Genomic DNA, 26,192 nt, shown 5'->3' with positions numbered 1-26,192 from the left:
TTGCCCAAACATAAACAAGGCCAATCGGGTAAACTCCTTCTCCTTTTGGCCGCCCCACCCCCGCACGGCCCTCGCCACATCTCTGGAGTCGCTTCAATTGAGAAAGACCATGGACAGGTTCCGCGCCTTCCTGCCGCAGCGCATGGCAGTCAATGGCAGGGAACGGTTTCGCGCATCCTGCGGGGCCCTGCTCGCCATCATCCTGACGGCGCTTGCCAGCCACTTTGTGTTAGGCGCCGGCGCGGCACTGCCGGCACTGATTGCGCCGATGGGCGCGTCTGCCGTACTTCTGTTTGCCCAACCGGCCAGCCCGCTCGCCCAGCCGTGGTCGATTGTCGGCGGAAACGTCGTGTCCGCAGCCGTCGGCGTCGCATGCGCACAGTGGATTGGCGAGCCGATGCTCGCTGCCGCTCTGGCAGTGTCCGGCGCAATTGTCGCCATGTTCGCGCTGCGCTGCCTGCATCCACCCGGCGGCGCGATCGCCTTGTCCGCGGTGCTCGGCGCCCCTGCAGTCCACGCGGCCGGATTCAGTTACCTGTGGGCGCCGGTCGGACTCAACTCGCTGCTGCTGCTTGCGGTCGCCCTGCTCTTCAACAACGCGACGCGCCGCCGTTATCCGCACGTTGTACAGCGTGACCATGCCAACGTCCACGACACCAAGGACGCGCCGCCCGGTGACCGCGTGGGATTCACGCCGGCCGATCTCGACGATGTGCTGAAGCAGTACAACCAGGTGCTCGACGTGAGTCGCGACGACCTCGAGTCGCTGTTCATGCAGGCGGAAATGCATGCCTATCGCCGCCGCTTCGGCGAAATCACCTGTGCCGACATCATGTCCCGCGACGTCATCACCGTGGAGGCCGGGACAACACTCCAGAATGCCTGGACCCTGCTGCGACGGCACCGGGTCAAGGCACTCCCGGTCGTGGACGACACACGCCGCGTCGTCGGCATCGTCACGTTCGTCGACTTCATGAAACACGCCAATCTCGACATCTACGCAGGTTTCGATGCGAAGCTGCGCCGCTTCATCCAGCGTGCGCGCGATATCAGCGCGGCGAAGCCGGAGGTGATCGGCCAGATCATGACCAAAACGGTGCGCAGCGTCAGCACGGACATGCATATCGTGCACCTCGTGCCCCTGCTGTCCGATGTCGGCCTCCATCACATTCCCGTGCTCGACAAGGAGCGCCGGCTCGCGGGCATGATCACCCAGTCGGACCTGATTGCAGCGCTGTATCGCGGCCGACTGGCGGACGCCGCTGAGGCGGCTTAGCCATCCAGTTTTCTCCATCCCGGCGGCCCCTCCCTGCCGCCGCACCGCCGATTTTCTTCATCCAGCACAAAATTTTCAGCTCTTGCGAGCAATGCAAAAGGATTATGTTGACTCTCGTCAATTTCCTTTATTGCATTTCTTTTAGTTAATGCTTATCGTCGGCTGTCGATAGTTTCAGCAAGAATTCGCGGGCCTGACACCTCCTCTGCGGCATGAAGCACTACTCCATCGTGCCATGCCGAGAAGTGGCATCGCACGCCAACCACCTCGTTCCGACTTCATGTTCAAGAACCTCACCATCAAGACGCGCCTTGTCTTCGTCATCGGTTTTCTTTCCCTTCAACTGATCGTTGGCGGCATCATCGGCATTGTCAATCTCGGCCTGGCCAATGACGCCATGAAGTCGCTGTACGACAACCGCCTCGTGGCGCTGGGACAGCTCGATCAGGTCGTGCGCATGCTGACCATCAATCAGCTGGCTGTTGCCAGGTCACTCTCGGATGAACCGGCGAACACCGTGCGCCACATGGACGAAGTCGACGCCAATATCGAGCGTATCAACAAAGTGTGGTCCGAATACATGGCGACCTACCTGACGCCCGACGAAAAGCTGCTCGCCACGCGATTTGCCGAAAGCCGCAGCCAGTTCCTCACCGAAGGTCTCAAGCCGGCAGTAGCGGCAGTGCGTGCAGGAGACACGCTGCGGGCGGCTGCGCTGCTGCATGGCCCGATGGGAACGCTGTTCCGTCCAGTGAGCGAAAACATCAATGCGCTGATCAAGCTCCAGCTTGACGTCGCCAGGAGCGATTACGAAGACTCGCAACGCACCTATCGTCTGGTTAGCGTCACGTGCATCGCCGCCATCCTGTTCGGCCTTGCCCTTGCCGCCATCGTCGGCACCTGGCTGGTGCGCGCCATTACGCGGCCGCTCGACAAGGCGGTGCGCGTGGCGGGCAGCATTGCTGCGGGCGACCTGACGCAGCACATCGACGTCAGCACTAACGATGAAACCGGCCGCCTGATGCAGGCGCTGAAGAACATGAATGACAGCCTGGTCAATATCGTGAGCAAAGTGCGTTCCGGCACGGATACGATTGCCACCGCCTCCGGCCAGATTGCCGCAGGCAACCAGGACCTCTCCTCGCGTACCGAAAAGCAGGCCGGCTCGCTGCAGGAAACGGCTTCGTCCATGGAGGAGCTCACCTCCACCGTCAAGCAGAATGCGGACAACGCACGCCAGGCGAACCAGCTCGCGGCGTCCGCATCCGAAGTCGCCAGCAAGGGCGGTGCCGTGGTATCGCAGGTGGTCGATACCATGGGCGAAATCAATGCATCCTCGAAGAAAATTGTCGACATCATTGACGTGATCGACGGCATTGCCTTCCAGACCAATATCCTTGCACTGAATGCCGCCGTGGAGGCTGCGCGTGCCGGCGAACAGGGGCGCGGCTTTGCCGTGGTGGCGTCCGAGGTTCGCGGTCTCGCACAGCGATCCGCTGCAGCGGCCAAGGAAATCAAGGCACTCATTGATCACTCGGTGCACAAAGTCCACGCAGGCACCCAACTGGTTAACGAAGCCGGCACTACCATGCAGGAGATCCTCGGCAGCGTGCAGCGCGTGACCGACATCATGGGCGAGATCACGGCCGCAAGCCAGGAACAGACCGGCGGCATCGAGCAAATCAACAAGGCGATCTCGCAGATGGACGAGGTGACGCAGCAGAATGCGGCACTGGTGGAAGAAGCTGCCGCCGCCTCCGAAGCACTGCAGGATCAGGCCACCCAGCTGCAGCAGATCGTCAGCGTGTTCAAGCTCGGGAACGGCGGCACCGCCCCCGCCTCAGCTCACACCAGCGCCGTACAACAACAGAAGGCAACCCCTGTTTTGCCCGCGCAAAACAAGACCGCCACGCTGGCTCTCGTTACGCCAAAGAAGGGGGCCGCTGCCGGTACAGCGCAGGATGAATGGGAAGAATTCTGAATCGTCTTCGCCGGTCGGCACGTCCAGTGTGTTTCTAAAGTCTGCTAAGAGCCTGTTTGAAAACTGTAGCGAGCGGTCCGAGTTTGGTTGGGGGCGCCCAGCTGGAGAAGCACAGTCGTACGTGAGGTACGACGAGCATCGCAGGACTCGGCGCCCCCAACCAAAACCGGGCTGCGCAGTAAGTTTTCAAACATGCTCTAAGGAAGGACGTTGAAGAAGACCTTGTTCCACGCCAGCGCCACCTGCGTCTCGTGGACCACCAGCACGGCCACATCCCCGCTGCCACCCCATTGAGCGTCGGCAGGGGCCGCAGCGGTCACCATGCCGTCGCTGGAGACGGACAATCGCGATGGTGCGAGCGAGTGATAGCTTGTTGCGCCGTCGTTCGTTACATCGACGGCATGTCCTTGGGCATCCACGGAAGCAACCGTCAGCTGTATCGTGCTGTTGCGCCGGATGGGAACGATATTCTTCCTGAACGCGGCCATGGCCGCATCGGCATTCGGAAAATCCCGGCCCTGCAGGTCGGCCTCGCCAAGGATGGGCTTGCCATCGACCCGTATCTGCAAAACCTCTTTGAGCAGCTCCGCACCACGCGCGTCGAAGGCCGAGCCGACGCCCGATATCCATAAGGCAGACAGCAGGAGCAATGTCCTGCGCCGCGAATTCCTGTTGTTCATCATGCTCCGCATCCCGTGACCCAGTGGGCGTCTTTCAGAAAAACGTACATCCGTGATGTTTTCATTTCCGCCGACATGCTCCGACGCGTCATGGTGTACCGGCGGCCGGCAAGGTCAACGTCATCCGAACTCCTCCCAGCGGCGAGTCGGCAATCTCGACCATTCCGCCATACATGCGCGCCAAGTCGTCGACAATGGACAGTCCGAGCCCCGAGCCGGGCGTTTGTTCGTCGGCACGCACGCCACGGCGGAAGATGGCATCGCGTTGCGCCGGCGGAATGCCCTTGCCATTATCGTCAACGGTAATGACGAGGCTGGCGCCATCGCGTTGCGCACGGACCTCAATAATCCTGTCAGCCCATTTGCACGCGTTGTCCAGCAAGTTGCCGAGCATTTCCTGCAAGTCCTGTTCTTCACCGCGAAAGGCTGCATCGTCATCCGGATTGACGCTTCTCAGCGTCAGCTGGCGTTCCGCATGCACCTTGCGCATTACCTTGATCAGGCCGTCGATGACGGGCGCAACCGGCGTTCTCGCACCGGGCACGCGTACGGCTGCCGCGACGCGAGCACGGCGCAACTGATAGTCCACCTGCTTCTTTGCCGCCTCGACCTGCTCGCCGACCAGGGTTGCGAGCTCGCCTTGTTCGGCTGCCGCAGCGTTGGCGAGCACGCTCAATGGCGTCTTGAGCGCGTGTGCGAGATTGCCTGCCTGGGTGCGCGCGCGCTCCACCACTTCCGCGTTCTGTACAAGGACTGCATTGAACTCGTCGACCAGCGGGCTGACTTCGACCGGAAAGGTTCCTTCGAGCCGTTGCGCCTTTCCCTGGCGTACGCGCTCCAACGACTGGCGCAGCCGGCGCAGCGGTGCAAGCCCGACGACGACCTGAAGCACGGCCGCCGAAATCAGGCCCGCGCCGAGAATTCCCAGGGCAAGCCAAAGCATGCCCCTGAAGCGTTGCACCGGCTCCCGCATCAACTCCTCATTGGCGGCAACGATCAGACGCAGCGGACGATCCGGCTGCCCGGCAGGGAAAACGACGCGTTCAAGCATGCCTAGCGCTTCTCCATCCGGCCCGGCGATGCGATGGCGATGTACGGTGCCGTCGGCGGGCTGATCCTCCGGCACCTGCAGCACCGCGTCCCAGAGGGAGCGGGATCGCAACAGGCCTGCGGCAGCAGGCATGCCGGGGCGCGCCATGCGATCGACCTGCCAGTACAGGCCGGAATAAGGCTTGCTCAGGCGCGGGTCGCTCGGCATTGCTGAAAGCGACGGTTCGCCGCTGTCATTCACGGCAATCTGTGCCGTCAGTTGATCCAGGTAGGTCGTCAGCGCTGCATCGAACTGCTGCTCCACATGCCGCTGGAACAAATCGTTGAGCCCCCAGCCGGCGACAAGAATGGTGACGACGACCCACACGAGCGTCCCCGCAAGCAAGCGGAAACGCAACGAGGCGCGCAGGGCCGCAAACAAGCTCATTGCGGCGCAACGAGCCGGTAGCCGAGCCCGCGCACGGTCTCGATCAGGCCCGGCGGTAGCTTTTTGCGCAGCCGGGCGATGAACACTTCCACTGTATTGGAGTCGCGATCAAAATCCTGCGCGTAAATGTGCTCGATCAGGTCGGTGCGCGATACCAGTTCGCCCTGATGGTGCATCAGGAACGACAGTACGCGAAACTCATGGCTGGTCAGCGCGATCGTCTGCTCGTCGACGGTGACACGGCCGTTACGCGTATCCAGCACGACCGAGCCGCAGCACAGCTCCGGGCTGGCGTGGCCGCCCGCACGCCGGATCAGGGCGCGCACGCGGGCCAGCAATTCTTCCATGTGGAAGGGTTTGGTCAGGTAGTCGTCGGCCCCGGCATCGATGCCGGCCACTTTCTCGTGCCAATTGTCCCGTGCGGTCAGGATCAGCACCGGCATGGTGCGTCCGGCGGCGCGCCACTTTCTCAGCACGGTAATGCCGTCCATCCGCGGCAGCCCCAGATCCAGCACGACCGCATCGTAGGGCTGCGCCGGATCATCGCCGGAGAAAAAGCCATCCTCGCCGTTGCTCGCCGTATCAACCGCATAGCCGGCGGCGGCCAGCGCCTGGGCCAGTTGTGCTGCCAGTGTCGGCTCGTCCTCTACGACCAGAACACGCATGATGCCCCTCCCCGATCAATGACGTTGCGCGTTGTGCCGCTCTTTCTTTTCCAGCGGCGTACCGTCGCGCGCGTCCACTTTCAGTTTTAACAAAGAACCGCCTGTGCGGAGAATCTTGATTTCATAGACCCAGCGTCCGCCTTCGCGCTCGAGTTCGACCTCCATGACCTGCCCGGGATAGTCCTGTTCGACACGCTCGAGCACGGCTTTCAATGGTAGCACTTCGCCTGCCTGAAGCGCCTGTCGCGCACGGTCATGATCCCGCTGTTCGGAAGCCCAGCCTGGCTGCTGCACGCCGGCGGCAAACGTGAAGGCAACGGCCAGCGATGCAAAGAAAACTCCGAGCGATTTCATGGTGACCTCCGGGTGCTAGAAACGTCCGGCAGCGCATTTTCTCCACCGGCCGGCGACGAGGCAGTTATAGCCGTACAAACCTGAATGGAAGATGAACGCCGGGTTCAGGTTCTGTTAAGTCGGGCGCCAGCATAGTGAAGCCTCCAGACCACAACGACGAGGTAAACATGAACCTGAAGATTGGCGCCATTGTACTGTTCGCAACGCTGCCGCTGGCCACATCGAGCATCGCGGGCGAGCGCGAGGCCCTGCTCGCTCGTTATGCAGCGGCGGCAAAGCAATCCGCACCGGATTTCGCCGGTTTTTCGGCTGCGCGCGGCGAGGCGTTCCACGTCAAGAAATTCGGCAGCGGCAAACCCGCCACACCGGCCTGCACTACCTGCCATTCCGAATCGCCGCGTACGGCCGGCCGCACACCGGCGGGAAAGACGATCGATCCCATGGCGGTATCGATGACGCCGGCACGCTATACCGATCCGGCCAAAGTCGAGAAATGGTTCAAGCGCAACTGCAACGAAGTGCTGGGGCGTGAATGCACCCCGCTCGAAAAAGGCGACTGGCTCACTTTCATGATGGGCCGTTGATTCATCCCGTTACATGCAATCCAGGAGGTTCACCATGCCCGTATCCGAATCCTTATTCAAGTCACTATCCAAGTCATTCCCGGCACGCCTGCCCCTGCGCCCCATCGCCATCACCCTGCTCGTCGTCGCCTTCTCCGCGCTGCTGCTGCAGCGGGCGCGTGCGGGTGACGGCCACTACTTTGCGCCAGTGAAAGACGCCGTTGTCAAGAATGAATGCGGAAGCTGCCATCTTGCCTTTGCACCGTCCATGCTGCCCGCGCGTTCCTGGAAACGCATGATGTCCGATCTCGGCAACCACTTTGGCGACGATGCCAGTGTCGATGCCTCCACCGCGGCCCGCATTACCGACTATCTCGTTGCCAATGCAGCCGACATGGCCGGCAACCGCAACAGCAGAAAACTGATGCGCGGGCTGTCCCCGGACAATGCGCCGTTGCGCATCACCGAACTGCCGAAATGGAAGTCGGAGCATCGCGAGGTCGCAGACTGGGAGTGGAAGCAGAAGGATGTCGGCACCAAGGCGAACTGTGTCGCCTGTCACGTCGATGCCGAACGCGGTTATTACGATGACTGACTACGATGACTGACAGCGATGGCGCTTTCTGAACGCCAGTTGAACGCGCTCTTCAGGTTCTGTTCAGCCCCGCTGTCACACAATGGATCCATGGCCGTATTCCCGGCCACCCATGAGAAAGAAAGGTTTACATCATGCGCACTTCTCGTTTTTTCCCAGCCCTGGTCCTCTGTGCCGGCGTGGCCGGTGGCGCCGCTTTTCTCGCCCCCGCATTTTCCCAGAACGCGCAGCAGGACATTTCCTATGAACGCAGCGACCTGTCGATGAGCCAGGTATTGGTCAAGCTGTCGGCCGCCGGCTACGACAATATCGACAAGGTCGAGCGTGAGCGGAACGCTTACGAAGTCAAGGCGATCGGTCAGAACGGTGAACGAATCAGGTTGTATGTCGACCCGCAAACAGGCGACATCACCAGCACAAGCCGCAAGGACCGAACCCTTGAGCAGCGCGGCAGCGAGCCGGGAGCATGACGCACCTGGCAAGGGCGTGCAATGCCTGAACCGATACGGCTGCGGGTCACGTGATCCCCCGACCTGGCAGCCGCGTCACCGCCAAGCCATTTCCACCATGCCATTCACTCTTGCAGAAGAACATCATGAACTACATTCTCGGAAGCCTGCTTGCACTCGTCACCCTCGCATGGGGGCTGGATCTGCTTGCCTCTCCGGTGCCTGACGGTACCTCGCTATGGTGGCTGTCCCGCCAGGAAGCCCTGTACCTGACCGGACTGTCTTCAATCATCCTGATGTCGCTGGCGATGATCCTGGCCACGCGCCCCGTGTGGCTGGAACGGCCGCTTGGCGGCATGGACCGTATCTACCGCATGCATAAATGGGCCGGCATCGTCGGCATCAGCCTCGCCGGCATCCACTGGCTGGTGGAAATGTCGGACGACATCCTGAAATCCCTTGTCGGCCGTGCCGGAAGGTTGCCCGAGCAGAAATTCGACGGCATCCTCGATGCAATGCGCGAGCTTGCAGAGGAAATGGGGGAATGGGCAATCTACGCCGTGCTGGCCATGCTGGTGCTGACCTTGTGGAAGCGCTTCCCCTACCTCGCCTGGCGCTACATCCATCGCGTCATGCCCGTGCTGTACCTGATGCTTGCATTCCATGCGGTGCTCCTGTCGCCGACGGATTACTGGTCGCAGCCGGTCGGCCTGCTGCTGGCCGTTTTCCTGGCTGGCGGCGCATGGGCCAGCGTGCAATCCCTGACCGGACGCATAGGAAAGAAGCGCCTGGTCAACGGCACCATCGTGTCGGTCAAACAACCGGCTGGCGACATTACCGAAGTGACGTGCCGTCTTGGCGAAGAATGGCGCGGCCATCGTCCCGGACAATTTGCCTTCATTACCTTCGACAAGATTGAAGGACCGCATCCTTTCACGATTGCGTGTGCCGATAAGGGAGACCGTCTCGTCACTTTCCAGATCAAGGCCTTGGGCGACTACACGCGCGACCTGGCCGACCGCCTGCACCACGGCCAGGCAGTGAGGGTTGAAGGACCGTACGGGCAGTTCGACCTTTCCCGGCGAAGCAAGCACGCGCAGCAGATCTGGGTCGCCGCCGGCATCGGTGTCACCCCCTTCCTCGCATGGCTGGATGCCTTGCAGGCCCATCCCGAGAACGCACCGGTTGCAGACCTGCACTATTGCACGCGAGACCGGGACCAGGATGCCTTCGTTGCGAAGCTGGAAGCACTCTGCTCCCGCCTGCCGACAATTCGCCTGCATATCCATGGCGCAAGGCAAGGCGACTTGCTGTCCGCCGACGCACTTGCACCCTCGGTCCATCGCAAGCAACCCGCCGAAGTCTGGTACTGCGGCCCGCAAGGCCTTGCGGATAAGATCAAGGGGGGATTGCACCGGGCATGGCAGGGTCGCCTCCGCTTCCACCAGGAAGCGTTCGAGATGCGGTAAAAAACTTGCCTGGCCTGGCCGTTGCACACACACGGTCAGGCCACCATGTTCAGCCACTGCAGCAATCCGCATCGCGCACCATCATGCACCGTCATGCACCGTCATGCACCGTCATGCACTTCTTGCGCCGTCGCCTATACTGGTTCAATGCCTTCTTGCCGGCATCTGTGCGCATCTGTTGCCGCACGTGCCAGAGGGCGACAGGAGAATTCCATATGGGAACCAGACAACCACACGGTGACGAGGCCACGAGCCAGAAACTCGCCCCCGAGCAGCCCGGCGCAGATCAACCTGTTGCGCCAGGCGGCCCGTATGTGGGCCGGCCGCTGGACGGGAGCCAATACATCGATGTCGTTGAAGAGCAGGAATATGCAGATCGGCGCCCGACGCCGGAGGAGCAGAAGCCGCGCTTTTCCTATCTGCACGCAGCTCCGCCGCGCAAGCGTAGCGGCAGGTAGCATCCGGAAAATCAATTACCGGGCGAACCGGAACGGTCCCGAAACGACTCCCTATCGGACGTCCGTTTCGTTCCCGTTCTTCTGACTGCTCTGACTGTTCGGGCCGCTGCGCCTGTCCGGTCCATTGGGCAGGAAGGCGAGAACCATCAGCGCTACCAGCGACAGCCCGGGGAAGATTGCCGCGGCCACTGCACCGATACCGGCCCAGAGAAAGAAGCTGCGCTGCTTCATCTTGTAGGCTACGCCGCCCAGAAGCAGGCCGACTGCCACGGATTTCAGGATGATGGGAACAAGTTCGTCGATTGGCATGGGATGGGAAGGTATCTTGATGCTCGATGCTTGATACTTGATGCTTGAGTGCTGGCTGGAGTAATGCTTGCCGGATGAGCCTATCTGCCCCTGTTTGTCTGTCCTGCGACCGCGTGTGCGGAAACCTGCATGCAGCACGTTGCGTTGCATTAAGCCCTTTGCACTCAAGCTGTTGTCATGCTTGCTGCCCCGCATTCAAGCATGATGGATAGTTCCATTCAACATATTGACTATTCTTCGCGACGTTATTCGCAGGCGAAATAATTTGCATGCAAAAAATCGTAACGCATGCAAATGAATTTCCACCAGAGTTGTCATATGTCTGAAATATGCCTGAAGCAAGCAGCCCGGGCATGGTGGAAACAAGGAATGCGCATCGGCGGCATTCTGCTGCAAAGACCCGCATTCTAGCGGAACGCTATCGTAGCGACAGTGCCACGACGCCGACTGCCGACTGCCCGCTGCCAATGGCAACTGGATGGCAACCGGGCATGCGCCACCCGATATGCCACCCGGTAACTCTATCCCCGGGCCGCCAAACTCTTTGACGCACAACAAGGACGGAAACTGTCGCTGGCACGATGACCGAGAGTTAATCACTAAGCAAGTATCAGATTCACGAGCGATATCCCATGGATATGCAGCACTCATTCGAGCGAGCCCGCCTGGCAGCCCTGCGATCTTTTCAGATCCTCGATACGCCTCCGGAGCCGGAATTCGACCGCCTGACGCAATTCGCTGCGCGCATTTGCGAGACGCCGATTGCTACGATCACGTTCGTTGACGAAAAACGCCAATGGTTCAAGTCGGCAATAGGATTGGGCGTGCCAGAAACCGACCGCGCGATTTCATTCTGCACCCACACGATCGAAAGCCAGCAACCGTTCGTCGTGAGCGACGCCTTCAAGTACCCCGAGTTCAGGCACAACCCGCTCGTCACCGGAGCCCCGCATCTGCGGTTTTACGCAGGTATTCCATTGCGGACCGCCGACGGTTATGCGCTGGGTGCAATGGCGGTGATGGATACCGTACCGCGCAAGTTGACGCCGCTGCAGCAAACCGCGCTGGAAATGCTCGGCGAACAGGTCGTCGTGCACATCGAGCTGCGCCGCCGCCGTCAGGAACTTGAACAGATGGCGGCAGAACGCGACCAGATCAATGCGGCGCTGATCCGGCAGGCAGAACACCTGCGCCAGGCGCAGCGCATTGCCGGTGTCGGAAGCTGGTCGATGGACGCGATCACCTGGCGCATCGCCTGTTCCGAAGAGATCTATCGCATTTTTGGCATGACCCAGGTCAACCAGACCGAAGAATGCGATTCCTTCATTGCCTGCGTCCATCCCGAGGACCGCGAGCGTGTGCTCGCCGGCATCAGGGCCAGCCTGCATGACCGTACACCGCTGGACATCGAGCACCGGATCGAACGGCCGGACGGCGACATACGCTATGTGCATGCGCGTGCAGAGCATCACTTCGATGCAAACGGGCAGCACATGCTGTCCGGCACGGTGCAGGACATCACCGAGCAGCGCCGCTCGCAGGAGCGATTGCATTTGCTCAAGACCTGCATTGCCAGGCTGAACGACATCATCATGATCACCGAGGCGCAGCCGTTCGAAGAACCGGGGCCGCGCATCGTCTTCGTCAACCAGGCTTTCGAGCAGTGCACCGGATACCGGCAGGAAGAAGTGCTCGGGCGCTCACCACGCCTGCTGCAAGGCCCCAACACGCAGCGGGCCGAACTCGACCGTATCCGCTCTGCGCTAATGAGAAAGGAGCCGGTGTCTGCGGAACTCATCAATTACACCAAGGCCGGCGACGAATTCTGGCTGGAGCTCGACATCGTGCCGGTCACCAACGGTGCCGGCGAAGTGACGCACTATGCGGCGATCCAGCGCGACATCACCCAGCGCAAATCGAACGAACAGGAGATCGAGCGCCTTGCGTTCTATGACTCGCTCACAGGCCTCCCCAACCGGCGCCTGCTGCTGGACCGGTTGCAGCATGCGCTGGCGCTCGCCGGGCGCAACCGACATTCCGGCGCCCTGCTCTTCATCGATCTCGACAACTTCAAGACCCTCAACGATACCCTCGGTCATGACAAGGGCGACCTGCTGCTGCAGCAGATCGCGCAGCGGCTCGCAGCGTGCGTCCGTAAGAGCAATACCGTCGCCCGCTTCGGCGGCGACGAGTTCGTGGTCATGCTGGAAGAACTCAGCCCCAAGGCGCGCATTGCGGCGGCACAGGCGGAATTCGTCGCGGAGAAAATCCTGGCCAGCTTTCACGAACCCTTCCAGCTTGGCGGCTACGACTATCACAGCACGCCCAGCATCGGCGTGGCGCTGTTCAACAAGCACGACAACAATCTTGAAGAATTGCTCAAGCGCGCCGACCTTGCGATGTACCAGGCCAAGGCATCCGGACGCAATGCCATCCGCTTCTTCGACCCGGAAATGCAAGCGATCGTCACTGCCCGCGTGAACCTCGAACGCGAGTTCCGCAGGAGCCTGCAGCGGCAAGATTTCATACTGCATTACCAGCCGCAGACCGACGGCATGGGCCACGTGATCGGCATGGAGGCGCTGGTGCGCTGGCAGCATCCGCGACTGGGGCTGGTATTTCCCCAGACATTCATCCCGCTGGCCGAGGAAACCGGGCTCATCATGCGGCTCGGCCAGTGGGTACTCGAGACAGCCTGCACGCAACTTGCAGCATGGACGGAGCGGCCGCCGGTCTCCGAGTTCAGCATTGCTGTCAACGTCAGTGCGCGGGAGTTCCGCCACCCGGAATTCGTCGAGCGGGCACTTGCCATCATCAAGCGGACCGGGGCCGATCCCGGACGACTCAAACTGGAGCTGACCGAAACCGTGCTCGTCGAGAACCTGGAAGACACGATCGCCAAGATGAGTACCCTTAAGGCCCATGGCGTCAGTTTTTCGCTGGACGACTTTGGCACCGGATATTCGTCGCTCGCTTACCTCAAGCGGCTGCCGCTGGACCAGCTCAAGATCGACCAGTCATTCGTCAGGGACGTGCTCACCGACGCCAACGATGCCGCCATCGCCCGCACCATCGTCGCGCTCGGCCAGACGCTCGGGCTGAAAGTCATCGCCGAAGGAGTGGAGACGGAAGACCAGCGCGACTACCTGGCGGAATTCGGCTGCCATGCCTACCAGGGCAACCTGTTCAGCCGCCCCCTTCCCGCCGAGCAGTTTTGACGCTGCCATGAACCTGCACAGAACGCGTATTCCGGGCCATGACATTTTCTGGTGAGCGAAACCGAGCAAGCGCAACACCCGGGTGCGAGAAATCGGGCATGATCGGCAACCACGATCATGCGGGAGACGCAGTATGCACATGGACAGGGACACGTTTCTCTCGGTAGCGGCATCGACGCCGTTTGTTTCCATCGACCTCATCGTACGCAATGAACAAGGCCAGGTCCTGCTGGGATACCGCCGCAACCGGCCTGCGCAGGATTTCTGGTTCGTGCCCGGCGGGCGTATCAGGAAGAACGAGCGAACGCAGGACGCACTTCAGCGCATCGCGCGCACTGAACTGGGGGTAGAGGCAACCGGCGGCAGGCTGGTCGGTGTCTTCGATCACCTCTATGAGGACAACTTTTACGGCGAACCAGGTATCGGCACCCACTACGTCGTCTGCGCCTATCAATGCCAGGTCAGTGCCGACGCGCACTTCGTCCACGACGACCAGCATGCGCAGCTGCGATGGTGGGACACGGAATCGTTGCTTGCCAGCCCGCAGGTGCATCCGAACACGAAGCTCTACTTTTGCGAGGCGCCGGCCAACGGCTTCCGTTGCCCTTGTCCGGAAGCATGAGGAGCGTAGTTTCTATGGCATGGTGTGCCGGTGCTCCTCCCGGCACATCCGGTTTTACCGAGGCTTCGAAGGCCTTTCACAGGTTTTTCATCCAGCCCAACCCTTCCGCCGTGCCATTTTTCGGCCGGTACTCGCATCCGAGCCAGCCGTCATAGCCAAGCTCGTCGAGCAGGCGGAACAGGTACGGATAATTGACCTCCCCCGTATCCGGCTCGTGGCGCTCCGGCACGCCAGCGATCTGGATATGGCCGATATGGGGCAGATAGCGCCGCACCTTCATTGCGATGTCGCCCTCCATGATCTGCACATGGTAGAAGTCCATCTGCACCTTCAGGTTGGCGGCGCCGACTTCCTCGCGTATCGCATGGGCCTCGTCCTGCCGGTTGAGGAAATAGCCCGGCATGTCACGCGTATTGATCGGCTCGATCATCACGTCAATGCCGTGTTCGGCGCACTGTGCACATGCGTAGCGCAGGTTCTCGATAAAAATGGCGCGATGGCGCGCGCGGTCGGCGCCTTCCGGCAGGATGCCCGCCATCACATGCAGGCGCGGCGTGCCGAGCACCCCGGCATAGTCAATCGCCTTGGCGACGCCGGCGCGAAATTCCTCCTCGCGGCCCGCCAGCGCTGCCATGCCGCGTTCACCTGCCGCCCAGTCGCCAGGAGGCATGTTGAACAGGACGTTCTCCAACCTGCTTGCCTTGAGGCGCGCGGCGATCTCTCCGGCTTCGAACTCGTAGGGAAAAAGAAACTCGACAGCCTTGAAACCAGCTTGCGCCGCGGCGTCGAAGCGTTGCAGGAAAGGCAGCTCGTTGAACATCATGCTGATATTGGCGGCGAACTTTGGCACGGCACTTCCTTTTGAAAACGGAAAGTTGGAAAGAGGCGGCGACCAGTCATGTCCCGTTGGGCACTCTGGCCATCAGAAGTCGGCCCCGATTATATCTATCCGGGCGTGGCCGGCTCGTACTCGATACGGGTGACGCGCCCGCGCCAATACGGCTTCTCCCCTTCGGGAAGCACCCAGGACACTTCGCCTTCCAGCGGAATGCGCATGCCATTGCGCTCCTCGTAATTCCAGAAGCGTCCCTGCCACGGCGTCGGCACAACCTTGCCGTCGACCATGCGTCCACGCGCTTCGGCGCGCACCGTGCCGATCAAACCATCATCGTCGAATTCGAACAGCAGGTTCACCGTGGTGTCGCCATCCGTCAGCGTCGCCCGCGCGGTAATGTTGCCCACCGCCTCCCAGCGCACGCCCTGGCTCGGCAGCAGGGCCGTCGGATACCATGCCGCCTCGGCGAGAAAGCGCATCAGTTCGCCTTCCGCCAATGCAGGCGTTGGCGGCATGTCGGCCAGTCTAAAAAGGCCGGCGAGCGATGCACGCAGGATGCCCTTGCCGTTGATGTAGGCGTCATGCACATGCACATTCAAGCCCGGCAGCATCGCGATACGTCCATCCCAGTCAAAGCCGGGCCGGCGTGTGACAACAAGCTGCGTCGACGTAAAGCTGTTCCATTGCTCGCTGCTCTCGCTCATGTTGAAGGTGCCCGTGTGCTCCAGCCTTGCAAGCGCGACCATCGGCTGCCCCGGCCTCAGCGCCGCACGAAAATAGCGCTGCACCGGTACGGGCAATCCGTCCAGCTCGGCCGGATCAAAGGCTTGGGGATGTAAGGTCTTGCGGGCAGCGAGCAGTTCGTCACGTAGCGCTTCCGTCCCCTGGTTCCATTGGTGCGCGCCATACATGAGGGCGCCCGCTGCGCCGGCCGCAATCGTTGCGAGAGCGACAATGAGAATTAATCGAACCATGTCATGCCTGCGAGTAAAAATGCGTTGCGGCTGAGTTCCGAATACGTTTTCCGGCCTGGGCAGCGTGCTGCGCATTACAGCTTCTGCGGCACGGAAGATTTCGGGAGCAACGCTCGGATCGCCATGACAGTTTTTGCAGGATCTCTCTTCTGATCATCTAACTCGACGCTGCCTGATGAATCTGAAACGCACAATAAACGAAGCCGGCAACCGGACAACCCCATGGCCTGCTTCTGCTGGAATAAGCGGATTGTATAAATAGTACGCCGGAGGGATTTTCACCGCCCTATCCGGCATCAAGATATGACGAATGGGCCATGCGCGCACTGCCCTTGCCAAGGCGTCTGATTAGTGCGCCGCCACTAACGGGAAGCCGACTGCCATCCTGTAGACTGCCCCGGTTTACCGACGCCTTTCAACGAGTGATACAAATGACAACTAAAAGCTACTCCAATCTTCTCGCGCCGCTCGATCTCGGTTTCACCACACTGCGCAACCGCGTCGTCATGGGCTCAATGCATACCGGCCTGGAAGACCGTTTCTACAACTACCCGAAGCTCGCCGCCTATTTTCGCGAACGCGCCAAAGGCGGCGTCGGCCTGATCGTTACCGGCGGCATTTCGCCCAACCGTGAAGGCTGGCTGCTACCGTTCGGCGGCACCGTCAACAGCGTGTTCGACATTCCCAACCACCGCCGCGTCACCGATGCCGTGCATGAAGAAGGCGGCAAGATCGTGATGCAGATCCTGCATGCAGGCCGTTACGGTTACCAGCCCTTTGTCGTGTCGGCGTCGGACATCAAGTCCCCGATCTCGAAGTTCAAGCCGCGCGCCCTCACCGAAGGCGGCATCCTGCGCACTATCCGCGACTACGCGCGCTGTGCACGACTCGCAAAACAAGCCGGCTACGACGGCGTCGAAATCATGGGCAGCGAGGGTTACCTCCTCAACCAGTTCCTCTGCGCGCGTACCAATCAGCGCACCGACCAATGGGGCGGCTCGATCGAGAACCGCATGCGCCTGCCGGTGGAGATCGTGAAAGCGGTGCGCGCTGCCGCGGGCAAGGACTTCATCATCATGTACCGTCATTCGCTGCTCGACCTGGTCGAAGGCGGCAATACCTGGGACGATGTGGTGGCGGTGGCGAAGGCTCTGGAACAGGCCGGCGTGAACATCATCAACACCGGCATCGGCTGGCATGAGGCGCGCGTGCCGACCATTGTGACCTCGGTGCCGCGCGCCGCGTTCCGTAGCCTGGCCGGGCGCCTGCGCAAGGAAGTCTCGATTCCGGTCGTCGCCTCCAACCGCATCAACACGCCCGATGTCGCAGAAGACATCCTCGCCAGCGGCGATGCCGACATGGTGTCGATGGCGCGGCCTTTCCTCGCCGATCCAGAGTTCGTCAACAAGGTCGCGACCGGCCGCACCGACGAAATCAATACCTGCATTGCCTGCAACCAGGCCTGCCTCGACCATACCTTTGCCAACAAGCGCGCGAGCTGCCTCGTGAATCCGCGCGCAGGCTACGAAACTGAGCTGGTGTACGCGAAGACGGCCCAGCAGCGGCGCATCGCGGTGGTGGGTGCCGGCCCAGCCGGCCTGTCTGCGGCTACCGTCGCGGCCGAACGCGGCCACAAGGTCACCCTCTTCGATGCCAGCGACCGCATTGGCGGCCAGTTCAATTACGCCATGCGCGTGCCGGGCAAGGAAGAGTTTGCGGAGACGCTGCGCTACTTCCGTCGCCGCCTGGAGGTCACCGGCGTCGAGCTTGTGCTGAACAAGAAGGTGACGCGCGAAGAACTGCTGCAGCAAGGCTACGACGACGTGATCGTCGCCACCGGCATCGTGCCGCGCACGCCGAAGATCGAGGGCATCAACCACCCGAAAGTCCTGTCCTACCTCGATGTGCTGAAGAACAATGCGCGGGTCGGTGAGCGCGTTGCCGTCGTCGGCGCCGGCGGCATCGGCTTTGACATCAGCGAGTTCCTGCTGCACGGCCCGCACGTGCCGCTGCCCGAACCGCTGGACCACTGGCTTGCCGAATGGGGCGTCGACCTCAGTGCCGGCGTGCGCGGCGGCCTGACCGAACCAACACCGGAGAAACCGGTGCGGCAGGTCTACCTGCTTCAGCGCAAGACCTCGAAGCTCGGCGCCACGCTTGGCAAGACCTCCGGCTGGGTGCATCGCGCAACGCTGCAGCGCAAGGGCGTGAAGATGATTGCCGGCGTCGAGTACCACAAGATCGACGACCAGGGCCTGCATGTCAGTGTCAACGGCGAGCCGCGCGTGCTGGAAGTCGACAACGTGGTCATTTGCGCCGGGCAGGATTCGCTGACCGAGCTGATGCCGAAGGAACAGAGCAGCAGCGGCCCGCGATTCCATCTGATTGGTGGCGCGGCCCTGGCCGCGGAACTGGATGCCAAACGAGCCATCCGCGAAGGTGCGGAAGTCGCCGCAAAGCTGTAATACCCGCACGGATGCGCCTGTGGCGAGGCTATCCCGGCGAGTCAGATCGAACGCATCAAGCAGACTCTGCCCTGGCCTGTGCATGGCGTGGGTAGAGGCTGCTCCTACCAGACCTTGTTGTCACCGGTGATTTACGGATAATGCCGAGTCAAGAAGGCATCGCGTGCGCAATGTGCCGCATGCACCGAACCTGCATTCGCATCGCAACCTCATCAGTCAAGTTCCTGCCTCAGGCCTGAGCCGTGCAGTCGCAACAGCACTGGGTTACTTCAGCCCCAAAGTAGACAAAGAAGCAAGCCTTCTCCTGCCCTGCAGCTTCTATCTCTATTTTCCGAAGAAAAAATCAAAAAAACTTCGGTTTTAATGTCGCGCATTGGCATTTACAATTCGCATCCGCGAATCGTCCGCTGACGGAATACACGTCTTGGGAGGCAGCACTGCCGATGCCCGGCCAATCCGTCACCGGGCAATAATGCGCGGGCCGAAAGTCATCCTCCGGAATTTCTTTCGCCTGCCTGATTCGCGACACCGGGGTTTCACCGCTTTAACACAACTCTTTTAACGACAACGGAATATGAAACGTATCCTGCTTTTTCTTGCTACCAACCTCGCTATCGTCGTCGTCCTTGGTATTTCCGCAAGCCTCCTCGGCGTCAACAAATACCTGACAGCCAACGGCCTCAACCTCGGCATGCTGCTGGTGTTCGCCGCCCTGATGGGTTTTGGCGGCGCATTCATTTCGCTGTTCCTGTCCAAACCGATTGCCAAATGGTCAACGGGCGCACGGGTCATCGAACATCCGGGCAACTCGACGGAACTGTGGCTGATGGATACCGTTGCCAAGCAGGCGAAGAAGGCCGGCATTGGCATGCCGGAGGTTGCCATTTACGACGGCGAACCGAATGCCTTTGCCACCGGCGCAACGAAGAACAGCTCCCTGGTTGCCGTGTCCACCGGTCTGCTGACCTCCATGACTCGCGAGGAAGTCGAGGCGGTGCTTGCGCACGAAGTCGCGCACATCGGCAACGGCGACATGGTGACGCTGACGCTGATCCAGGGCGTGGTGAATACCTTCGTGATCTTCCTGGCGCGCGTCGTCGGCTATGCAGTTGACCAGTTCCTGCGCAAGAACGATGAAGAGAACACCGGCCCCGGGATCGGCTACACAGTGACGGTCATCGTGCTCGATATCGTGTTCGGCATCCTGGCAAGCATCATCGTGATGTATTTCTCGCGCCAGCGCGAATACCGCGCGGACCGTGGTGCGGCGCAGATTCTCGGGACGTCGCGCCCAATGATTGCCGCCCTGCAGCGTCTTGGTGGCCTTGCACAAGGCGAGCTGCCGAAGAACCTTGCGGCTTCCGGCATCGCCGGCGGCGGCCTTGCTTCCCTGTTCAGCAGCCATCCGCCGATCGAATCGCGCATCGCCGCATTGCAGGGGTGAGACAGAAGTACAAACACCCGCTCAATCTGCTAGGTTGAGCGAGCGTTCTCTTGTATGCTTGGTGCGGCCATGTCCGCTTGGTCGCACCTTCCGGACTCCCGGATAAAAAGGAGAAACAAGCGGCTTGATTCGCATCAGCCATCTCCTGCGGACTGCTTCACTCCCACGAATCTTCATTGTGGCCGGTGGGACAGTCTGGTACCTGCAGACGACGTGCGGGAACAGTGGCATCGACGTTTGTTTTTCCAGAATTCATTGGCAATGCCTTACCTGACTCCGCTTTTCCCCCTCCTGTTCGCAGCATTGCTCGCCCTGCTGCTCAAGCATTTCCTTGGTTCGCTTGCGTGGGCCGGCTTGCTTGCAGTCATTACCTGGCCACTGCACGAACGGCTGCTGCGCAAGGGCTGGTCACGCATCTCCAGTGCAAGCGCGCTGATCGGCCTCCTGCTGGTCAGCTTCATTGCGCCATCCATCTTCCTGTTCAACACCTTGAGCAATGAGCTCTCGACGGTAGAACGCCTGGTTGGCCAACTGAACCAGGCGGGCGTCCCCGCACCGGAATGGCTGTCGCGCCTTCCGCTCATCGCGGAGCCGGTGCTCAAGTGGTGGGAGGAACATCTCGCTGCGCCCGGCGGGCTCAATACATTGATCCGGACGACCGCAGGAGACTTGCTCCCTCACCTGACCAGTACCGTCGGAACCCTGGGGCCCACGATCCTGGCAAACGCGCTGTACCTGTTCCTTGCATTGCTGACGCTGTTTATCCTGTACCTGGAAGGTCCGGCGGTCGTGCGGCATGTGGATCATGCCGGCGAGCGACTCGCCCCCAGGCACTACGCGATGCTGCGTCGCCTCTTTCCGCTTTCCGTACGCGGGACGGCGCTGGGGCTGTGTTCGGTCGCCGTCCTGGAAGGCGTCGTGCTGGGCATCGCCTACGCCATAGCGGGCGCCCCGGCGCCGGCGTTGTTGGGCGTCATTACGGGCTATCTGGCCCTCATCCCCGGCGGTGCGCCACTGTCCTTTACCGCAGTGTCGTTGTTGCTCCTCGGACAAGGCGATCCGGGTGCGGCGCTCGGACTGTTTTCCTGGGGTGCCTTCGAGCTCTTCCTGGTGGACAAGTTTGTCCGTCCCAAGCTGATCGGCAACCGCGTCAATCTGCCCTTCCTTGCCGTGCTGTTCGGCCTGTTGGGCGGCGTGTCCACCCTGGGCGTGCTGGGCCTGTTCGTCGGCCCATTCATGATGGCCGTGCTGTACTGGTGGCTGCGCGACGGCGATGTTGAAGTTATCCAGGAAGAATCCGCCTCGTCGTCAACCGACAAGCGCGCCGCTTAGTCCCAATTATCCTGCCCATTAATCCTGCCAAATAAGCCTGTCCGATAAACCAGTCTAATAAGCAGGCAAGGACCACCGTGGCGCGAGTCACGGTGGCAATCCAGAGGGCAAGCGCTTTTCCGCCTGCTTTCCCACCTCACTGGACAGGGATCGGTACACCCGCGGGAACCGGCACCGCCGTCACGCTGTTCTGCGGACTGCCTTCGATCAGGCGATCCGAATACACGAGGTAGACAATCGTATTGCGTTTGGCGTCGATCATTCGGACCACCCGGATGCGCTTGAAGAGAATCGATGCCCTCTCCGTAAAGACTTCTTCCTGCCGCCGCAGCTTGCCATTGAAGCGGATGTCGCCGACCTGCCGGCACGCGACTGAGGCTTCTGCCTTGTCTTCGGCAAGGCCGAGCGCACCCTTCACACCGCCCGTCTTCGCGCGCGACAGGAAGCAGCTCACACCAACAACCTTCGGATCGTCGAATACTTCAACGACAATCTTGTGATCGGGGCCGATCAGCTTGAAAGCGGTATCGACCTGGCCGACCTCTTCAGCTGCTGCACCGAACGACAGGACAGCGAACAGAATGGCCGTAACGGATTTGACAGGCATGGCAAACCTTTTCCAAATTTAATGTAGGCGGATGCCGGATAGACCGGCCGGAAAAACATTGTCATATGACAGTGCCAGCATGCATGAATTCCACACCGCCGGGTGATCGGTCATACGCATGAACAGCGAAGGTTCGCTCTGCCATCTCTGCGATCGCCAAGACCGTCATACATCGCATCCAACAGCGCAAAGACGGGCCGCCCATCCTCCGCATTCCCGCCAGCAGTCTTATAGCCACCGCGAGCCATCGCGCGAATAAGTAGCCGATACTCCCGGAGACCTCATGAGAATAATCAATACCGCTGCTTTCAGGCATTTGGCGCTGCGCGGCTTCGGCTACGATTGCCGCTTATCCATGCATACACGCACGCGCGCACGGAGGCAGCGATGCACGAAAAAGTCATCACCCTCGCCACACCGGTCTTCTTCATTCTGATCGTGCTGGAACTGGTCGTCGGACTGCTACGCCGGCGCAACACCTATCGCCTGAACGACGCCATCAACAGCCTGAGCCTCGGTGTGCTGAGCCAGGTCAGCGGCGTCTTCCTGAAGCTGCTGCAGATCGGCATTTACGCATGGGCGGTCGAACGATTCGCCCTGTTTGACCTGTCCGCCTCCAGCATATGGGTGTGGATGAGCGGACTGCTGCTGTACGACTTCTGCTATTACTGGCTGCACCGCGCGGGGCATGAAGTCAATGTGCTGTGGGCTGCCCATGTCGTGCACCATCAGAGCGAGGACTACAACCTGTCGACGGCGCTGCGCCAGACCAGCAGCGGCGCCCTGCTCGGCTGGATTTTTTACATGCCGATGGCCATCCTCGGGTATCCGCTGGAAGTGTTTGTCGTGGTGGCGCTGATCGACCTGCTGTATCAGTTCTGGGTGCATACGCAGCAGATCGGCAAGCTCGGCTGGTTCGATCGCGTGTTTGTGTCGCCGTCCAACCATCGTGTGCACCACGCCGTCAACGACATCTATCTGGACAAGAACTACGGCGGCATCCTCATCTTGTGGGACCGGCTGTTCGGCACTTTCATCGAGGAGCGCGACGACGAGCGCATCGTCTACGGCACCCGCAGTCCGCTGCGCAGCTGGAATCCGTTGTGGGCGAACCTCGAAGGCTACAAGGCAATCTGGAATGATTTCGTGCGGACACGTCGGCTGCGCGACAAGCTGCGCGTGTGGGTTGCGCCACCCGGCTGGCATCCGGCGGATGTGGCGCTGAAATGGCCATCCGCACCGTTCGACATCGGCCGGCCGCTGTACGACCCGCAGCTGACGCGTGCGGAACAGCTGTATTGCGCCGCGCAGTTCACGGTCATCCTGCTGGTCACGACGCACTTCCTCGCATCGTTCAGTGCCCTGCCACCGGGACAGCGCTCCATGTATGCGGCATGGATCGGTGCCGGGCTGTGGACCGTCGGCGGATTGATGGAAAGGCGCGTGTTTTATGTTGCACTCGAAGCGCTACGTCTGATCGCTACCGCAGGCGGCGTACTTTATGCGAGTACCTGGTTTGGCGTGCCACTTTCCACTGTAACTATCAGTGCCATTGCCGGGATGGCGGGAGGATCACTGGTCGCGCTTTGGCTCGTCTTCATCAGGACATCGCCGGCGCCGGGCTATTATTCACACCAGTAATTTGCACCCGTAACTTGCACGGATAGCGGGGCACCGGCTGGCATTACCTATAATTCGCCTATTGCAATCACGCCTCCCTGGAGAACGCCCCGTCCACAAGACGGGAAGCGGCTTGCTGTGCGAGGCGTGGAAAAGAAAAAGAAAGAATGAAACCACTCCAACGAATTGCCTTTGCCTGCGTGCCGCTGCTACTCGCCGCATGCGCTACGCAAAAATCGGCGCCGGACGCGGGCGCCACTCTCCCTGAACAATGGCAGGCGCCGGTTCCGGAAAATTTCGGCTTGCTCCCGCATAGCGGCATGCTGACCGACCTTTCCCAATGGTGGCAGCAGCATGGCGATCCCGTGCTGGTACGCCTGATCGACGCCGCGCAGGCTGCAAGCCCGACGCTGGCCTCGGCAAGATCGCGCATCAGCCAGGCGCGCGCGGAACGCGTCGCCACCGGCGCCGCCCTGCTCCCGACGCTGGATGCCTCGGCCAGCGCGACGCGCAAAAGCGCGCAGCCGCCCCTGCCGGCCAACACGGTGGTCCAGGCCGGGCTTGAATCTTCCTGGGAAATCGATCTGTTCGGTGGTAACCGCGCCGGCCGCAATGCGGCACAGGCGCGACTGGAGGGCGCGCAAGCAGGCTGGCATGAGGCGCGGGTCTCGGTGGCTGCGGAAGTCGCCAACCTGTATTACGGATTGCGCGCCTGCGAACGGCAGCTCGCCATCACCACGGCCGATGCCGCCTCGCGTGCGGAGATTGCCCGCCTGACGCAGCTCAGTGCCGATGCCGGCTTCCAGGCGCCGGCCACTGCGGCCCTGGCGCGCGCCAGCGCTGCGGAAGGCAGTGCCCGTGCAACACAGCAGCGCGCGCTGTGCGACATCGATGTCAAGGCGCTCGCCGCCCTGACCGCGATTGCCGAGCCGGAACTGCGCCAGTCGCTTGCCGCCTCTGCATCCCCGGCGCCGGAGCAGTCGCCGCCCATCGTGATTGACAGCCTGCCTGCGCGCACGCTCACGCAAAGGCCGGATATCTTTACCGCTGAACGCGAGGTCGATGCAGCGAGCGCGGATCTCGGCAGCGCCGAGGCACAACGCTATCCGCGGCTGACCTTGAGCGGTTCGGTCGGTGTGGCACGATTCCGCGCCGCCGGGCTCAGCGACAACCTCAGCACCTGGTCCATCGGGCCGCTGGCTCTAACCGTGCCGATCTACGACGGCGGCCGCCGCGCGGCCAATATCGACGCGGCTCGCGCACGCTATGACGAGGCAGTCTCCAACTATCGCGCCAGGGTCAGGCAGGCGGTGCGAGAAGTCGAGGAAGCACTGGTGAACCTGCAGAGCACCAGCGCCCGCCGCGACGATGTGCTGGCCGCCGCCGATGGCTACCGCAGCTCCTTCAAGGCGACCGAAAGCCGCTACAAGAACGGGCTCGCCAGTCTCGTCGAGCTGGAAGAATCGCGCCGCACACTGCTCGCTGCCGAAAGCATCGTCGTCACGCTGGAACGCGAGCGGCGCGCCGCCTGGATTGGACTCTACCGCGCTGCCGGCGGCGGCTGGACACCGCCCGCCGAGACGAGCGCGCAGCGCTAGAGGACGGACGCGCCCTGAACCAGATCGAAAAATCATCATCATGAAACGTATGAAGCGAAAACCCCTGTTCATCATCATCGCGCTTGCGCTCGCCATCGGTATCGGCGTCGCGCTTTCTCTGCGCGAACCTGCACCGCAGGCGGAGAAATTAGCCGCGAGCCCCAAGCCGGCGATGACCGTCACGACGGTGAAACCCTCCCGCGTGCCATTGCCGATCCGCCTGGCCGCAAACGGCAACATTGCCGCGTGGCAGGAGGCAAGCATCGGTAGCGAATCCAACGGATTGCGCCTTGCCGAAGTACGCGTCAACGTTGGCGACAGCGTGCGTGCGGGCCAGGTGCTCGCCACCTTTGCCGGCGAATCGGTGGATGCCGACGTCGCCCAGGCGCGCGCCGCCCTGCTTGAGGCGGAGGCCAATGCCGCGGACGCCGCCGCCAATGCGGCACGCGCTCGCCTGCTGCAGGAAACGGGCGCACTCAGCGCACAGCAGATCAACCAGTACCTCACCGCCGAACAGACCGCCGAGGCAAAGGTCGCCGCCGCCAAAGCGATGCTGGACGCCCAGCAACTGCGCATGAAGCACGTGCAGGTCGTGGCACCGGACAGCGGCATCATTTCCGAACGTAAGGCCACGGTCGGCGCCGTTACCGGCGCAGGCACGGAGCTGTTCCGCATGATCCGCAAAGGGCGCCTGGAATGGCGCGCGGAAGTCACCTCCACCGAACTCGGCCGGCTGAAAACCGGCACGCCCGCGACGATCACGGCTGCTAACGGCACCCGGCTGCAAGGCAAGGTCCGCATGATCGGTCCGACCGTCGATCCGCAAAGCCGCGCGGCGCTCGTCTATGTCGACCTGCAACCGGCGCCCGGCCAGTCGGCGCCGGCCAGGGCCGGCATGTTTGCGCGCGGCGAGTTCGACCTCGGCGTCTCGGATGCCCTCACTGTGCCGCAGCAGTCCGTGGTGCTGCGTGACGGCTTCAGCTATGTCTTCCGGCTGAACCCGGACGGTCGCGTCAACCAGCTGAAAATCCGCACCGGGCGCCGTATCGGCGACCAGGTGGAGGTGCTCGACCCGCTTGCGCCGGACACAGTGCTTGTTGCCAGCGGCGCCGGCTTCCTCAATGACGGCGATGTGGTGCGGGTGGTAGAAGAGGTTGCTCCCGCGCCGGCTGCAGCCCCGGCCGCAGCGAAGCCGTAAGGA

The 26,192-nt window shown here is 61.7% G+C and carries 23 protein-coding genes; 15 read left to right on the top strand and 8 right to left on the bottom strand.

Going from position 1 to position 26,192, the window contains the following annotated elements; all coding sequences use genetic code 11:
* Positions 1-109 precede the first annotated feature (109 nt).
* Both ACYVIA_RS12930 and ACYVIA_RS12925 read left to right on the top strand, forming a co-directional pair.
* Positions 110-1,276 (top strand): HPP family protein, encoded by a 1,167-nt coding sequence (locus ACYVIA_RS12930; RefSeq protein ID WP_460841377.1) that lies wholly within the window; start codon positions 110-112, stop codon positions 1,274-1,276.
* Between the two features lie 280 nt (positions 1,277-1,556).
* Positions 1,557-3,257, top strand: a complete 1,701-nt coding sequence (locus ACYVIA_RS12925; protein ID WP_460841374.1) for a methyl-accepting chemotaxis protein — start codon at positions 1,557-1,559, stop codon at positions 3,255-3,257.
* A 197-nt stretch (positions 3,258-3,454) separates the two neighbouring features.
* On the opposite strand, the gene ACYVIA_RS12920 is transcribed toward ACYVIA_RS12925, so the two are convergent.
* The 4 genes from ACYVIA_RS12920 to ACYVIA_RS12905 form a co-directional block, all read right to left on the bottom strand.
* A complete protein-coding gene (locus tag ACYVIA_RS12920; RefSeq protein WP_460841373.1) occupies positions 3,455-3,940 on the bottom strand; it encodes a hypothetical protein in 486 nt (161 codons plus the stop codon).
* Between the two features lie 85 nt (positions 3,941-4,025).
* Positions 4,026-5,414 (bottom strand): sensor histidine kinase, encoded by a 1,389-nt coding sequence (locus tag ACYVIA_RS12915; RefSeq protein ID WP_460841371.1) that lies wholly within the window; start codon positions 5,412-5,414, stop codon positions 4,026-4,028.
* Entirely contained in the window at positions 5,411-6,079 is a 669-nt protein-coding gene (locus tag ACYVIA_RS12910; protein WP_460841370.1) for a response regulator transcription factor, read from the bottom strand. The genes ACYVIA_RS12915 and ACYVIA_RS12910 overlap by 4 nt, the downstream gene beginning before the upstream one ends.
* Positions 6,080-6,094: 15 nt before the next feature.
* Positions 6,095-6,433: a PepSY domain-containing protein gene (locus ACYVIA_RS12905; RefSeq protein WP_460841368.1), complete on the bottom strand. Its 339-nt coding sequence runs from the start codon at positions 6,431-6,433 to the stop codon at positions 6,095-6,097.
* Between the two features lie 167 nt (positions 6,434-6,600).
* On the opposite strand from ACYVIA_RS12905, the gene ACYVIA_RS12900 reads away from it, so the two are divergent.
* From ACYVIA_RS12900 to ACYVIA_RS12880, 5 genes are all read left to right on the top strand, one after another.
* Positions 6,601-7,017 carry a DUF1924 domain-containing protein gene (locus ACYVIA_RS12900; protein ID WP_460841366.1) on the top strand — a complete coding sequence of 139 codons (417 nt, stop codon included), beginning with the start codon at positions 6,601-6,603 and terminating at the stop codon, positions 7,015-7,017.
* A gap of 34 nt (positions 7,018-7,051) precedes the next feature.
* On the top strand, positions 7,052-7,591 hold the full coding sequence (locus ACYVIA_RS12895; RefSeq protein WP_460841364.1) for a diheme cytochrome c: 540 nt from the start codon (positions 7,052-7,054) through the stop codon (positions 7,589-7,591).
* A gap of 134 nt (positions 7,592-7,725) precedes the next feature.
* On the top strand, positions 7,726-8,061 hold the full coding sequence (locus tag ACYVIA_RS12890) for a PepSY domain-containing protein (RefSeq protein ID WP_460841363.1): 336 nt from the start codon (positions 7,726-7,728) through the stop codon (positions 8,059-8,061).
* A 125-nt stretch (positions 8,062-8,186) separates the two neighbouring features.
* Positions 8,187-9,509: a ferredoxin reductase family protein gene (locus tag ACYVIA_RS12885; protein WP_460841361.1), complete on the top strand. Its 1,323-nt coding sequence runs from the start codon at positions 8,187-8,189 to the stop codon at positions 9,507-9,509.
* Between the two features lie 215 nt (positions 9,510-9,724).
* Positions 9,725-9,967 carry a hypothetical protein gene (locus tag ACYVIA_RS12880; RefSeq protein ID WP_460841360.1) on the top strand — a complete coding sequence of 81 codons (243 nt, stop codon included), beginning with the start codon at positions 9,725-9,727 and terminating at the stop codon, positions 9,965-9,967.
* Positions 9,968-10,018: 51 nt separating this feature from the next.
* Here ACYVIA_RS12880 and ACYVIA_RS12875 read toward each other — a convergent pair whose 3' ends face one another.
* A complete protein-coding gene (locus tag ACYVIA_RS12875; RefSeq protein WP_460841358.1) occupies positions 10,019-10,276 on the bottom strand; it encodes a hypothetical protein in 258 nt (85 codons plus the stop codon).
* Positions 10,277-10,908: 632 nt separating this feature from the next.
* Here ACYVIA_RS12875 and ACYVIA_RS12870 point away from each other — a divergent pair.
* Both ACYVIA_RS12870 and ACYVIA_RS12865 read left to right on the top strand, forming a co-directional pair.
* A complete protein-coding gene (locus tag ACYVIA_RS12870; RefSeq protein WP_460841356.1) occupies positions 10,909-13,494 on the top strand; it encodes a sensor domain-containing phosphodiesterase in 2,586 nt (861 codons plus the stop codon).
* A gap of 139 nt (positions 13,495-13,633) precedes the next feature.
* A complete protein-coding gene (locus ACYVIA_RS12865) occupies positions 13,634-14,116 on the top strand; it encodes a GDP-mannose mannosyl hydrolase (protein WP_460841354.1) in 483 nt (160 codons plus the stop codon).
* Positions 14,117-14,192: 76 nt separating this feature from the next.
* On the opposite strand, the gene otnI is transcribed toward ACYVIA_RS12865, so the two are convergent.
* Both otnI and ACYVIA_RS12855 read right to left on the bottom strand, forming a co-directional pair.
* Positions 14,193-14,966, bottom strand: a complete 774-nt coding sequence (gene otnI, locus ACYVIA_RS12860; protein ID WP_460841353.1) for a 2-oxo-tetronate isomerase — start codon at positions 14,964-14,966, stop codon at positions 14,193-14,195.
* 95 nt (positions 14,967-15,061) lie between these two features.
* Positions 15,062-15,925, bottom strand: coding sequence for a DUF6920 family protein (locus ACYVIA_RS12855; RefSeq protein WP_460841351.1), 864 nt, complete (start codon positions 15,923-15,925; stop codon positions 15,062-15,064).
* A 431-nt stretch (positions 15,926-16,356) separates the two neighbouring features.
* Here ACYVIA_RS12855 and ACYVIA_RS12850 point away from each other — a divergent pair, with 431 nt between their 5' ends.
* The 3 genes from ACYVIA_RS12850 to ACYVIA_RS12840 all read left to right on the top strand — a co-directional run bounded on the left by ACYVIA_RS12850 (position 16,357) and on the right by ACYVIA_RS12840 (position 21,166).
* Positions 16,357-18,390, top strand: a complete 2,034-nt coding sequence (locus tag ACYVIA_RS12850; RefSeq protein ID WP_460841350.1) for an FAD-dependent oxidoreductase — start codon at positions 16,357-16,359, stop codon at positions 18,388-18,390.
* Between the two features lie 574 nt (positions 18,391-18,964).
* Positions 18,965-19,834 carry a protease HtpX gene (gene htpX / locus ACYVIA_RS12845; RefSeq protein ID WP_460841348.1) on the top strand — a complete coding sequence of 290 codons (870 nt, stop codon included), beginning with the start codon at positions 18,965-18,967 and terminating at the stop codon, positions 19,832-19,834.
* A 261-nt stretch (positions 19,835-20,095) separates the two neighbouring features.
* Complete coding sequence (locus ACYVIA_RS12840; protein ID WP_460841346.1) at positions 20,096-21,166, top strand: AI-2E family transporter; 1,071 nt, start codon at positions 20,096-20,098, stop codon at positions 21,164-21,166.
* 136 nt (positions 21,167-21,302) lie between these two features.
* Here ACYVIA_RS12840 and ACYVIA_RS12835 read toward each other — a convergent pair whose 3' ends face one another.
* Positions 21,303-21,773 (bottom strand): CreA family protein, encoded by a 471-nt coding sequence (locus tag ACYVIA_RS12835; RefSeq protein WP_460841344.1) that lies wholly within the window; start codon positions 21,771-21,773, stop codon positions 21,303-21,305.
* A 387-nt stretch (positions 21,774-22,160) separates the two neighbouring features.
* On the opposite strand from ACYVIA_RS12835, the gene ACYVIA_RS12830 reads away from it, so the two are divergent.
* From ACYVIA_RS12830 to ACYVIA_RS12820, 3 genes are all read left to right on the top strand, one after another.
* Positions 22,161-23,414: a sterol desaturase family protein gene (locus ACYVIA_RS12830; RefSeq protein ID WP_460841343.1), complete on the top strand. Its 1,254-nt coding sequence runs from the start codon at positions 22,161-22,163 to the stop codon at positions 23,412-23,414.
* A gap of 146 nt (positions 23,415-23,560) precedes the next feature.
* Entirely contained in the window at positions 23,561-24,991 is a 1,431-nt protein-coding gene (locus ACYVIA_RS12825) for an efflux transporter outer membrane subunit (protein ID WP_460841341.1), read from the top strand.
* A 40-nt stretch (positions 24,992-25,031) separates the two neighbouring features.
* Positions 25,032-26,189: an efflux RND transporter periplasmic adaptor subunit gene (locus ACYVIA_RS12820; RefSeq protein WP_460841339.1), complete on the top strand. Its 1,158-nt coding sequence runs from the start codon at positions 25,032-25,034 to the stop codon at positions 26,187-26,189.
* Positions 26,190-26,192: the final 3 nt, after the last annotated feature.

Source organism: Noviherbaspirillum agri (assembly GCF_054780595.1).
This window is presented reverse-complemented; position numbering and strand designations above follow the sequence as displayed.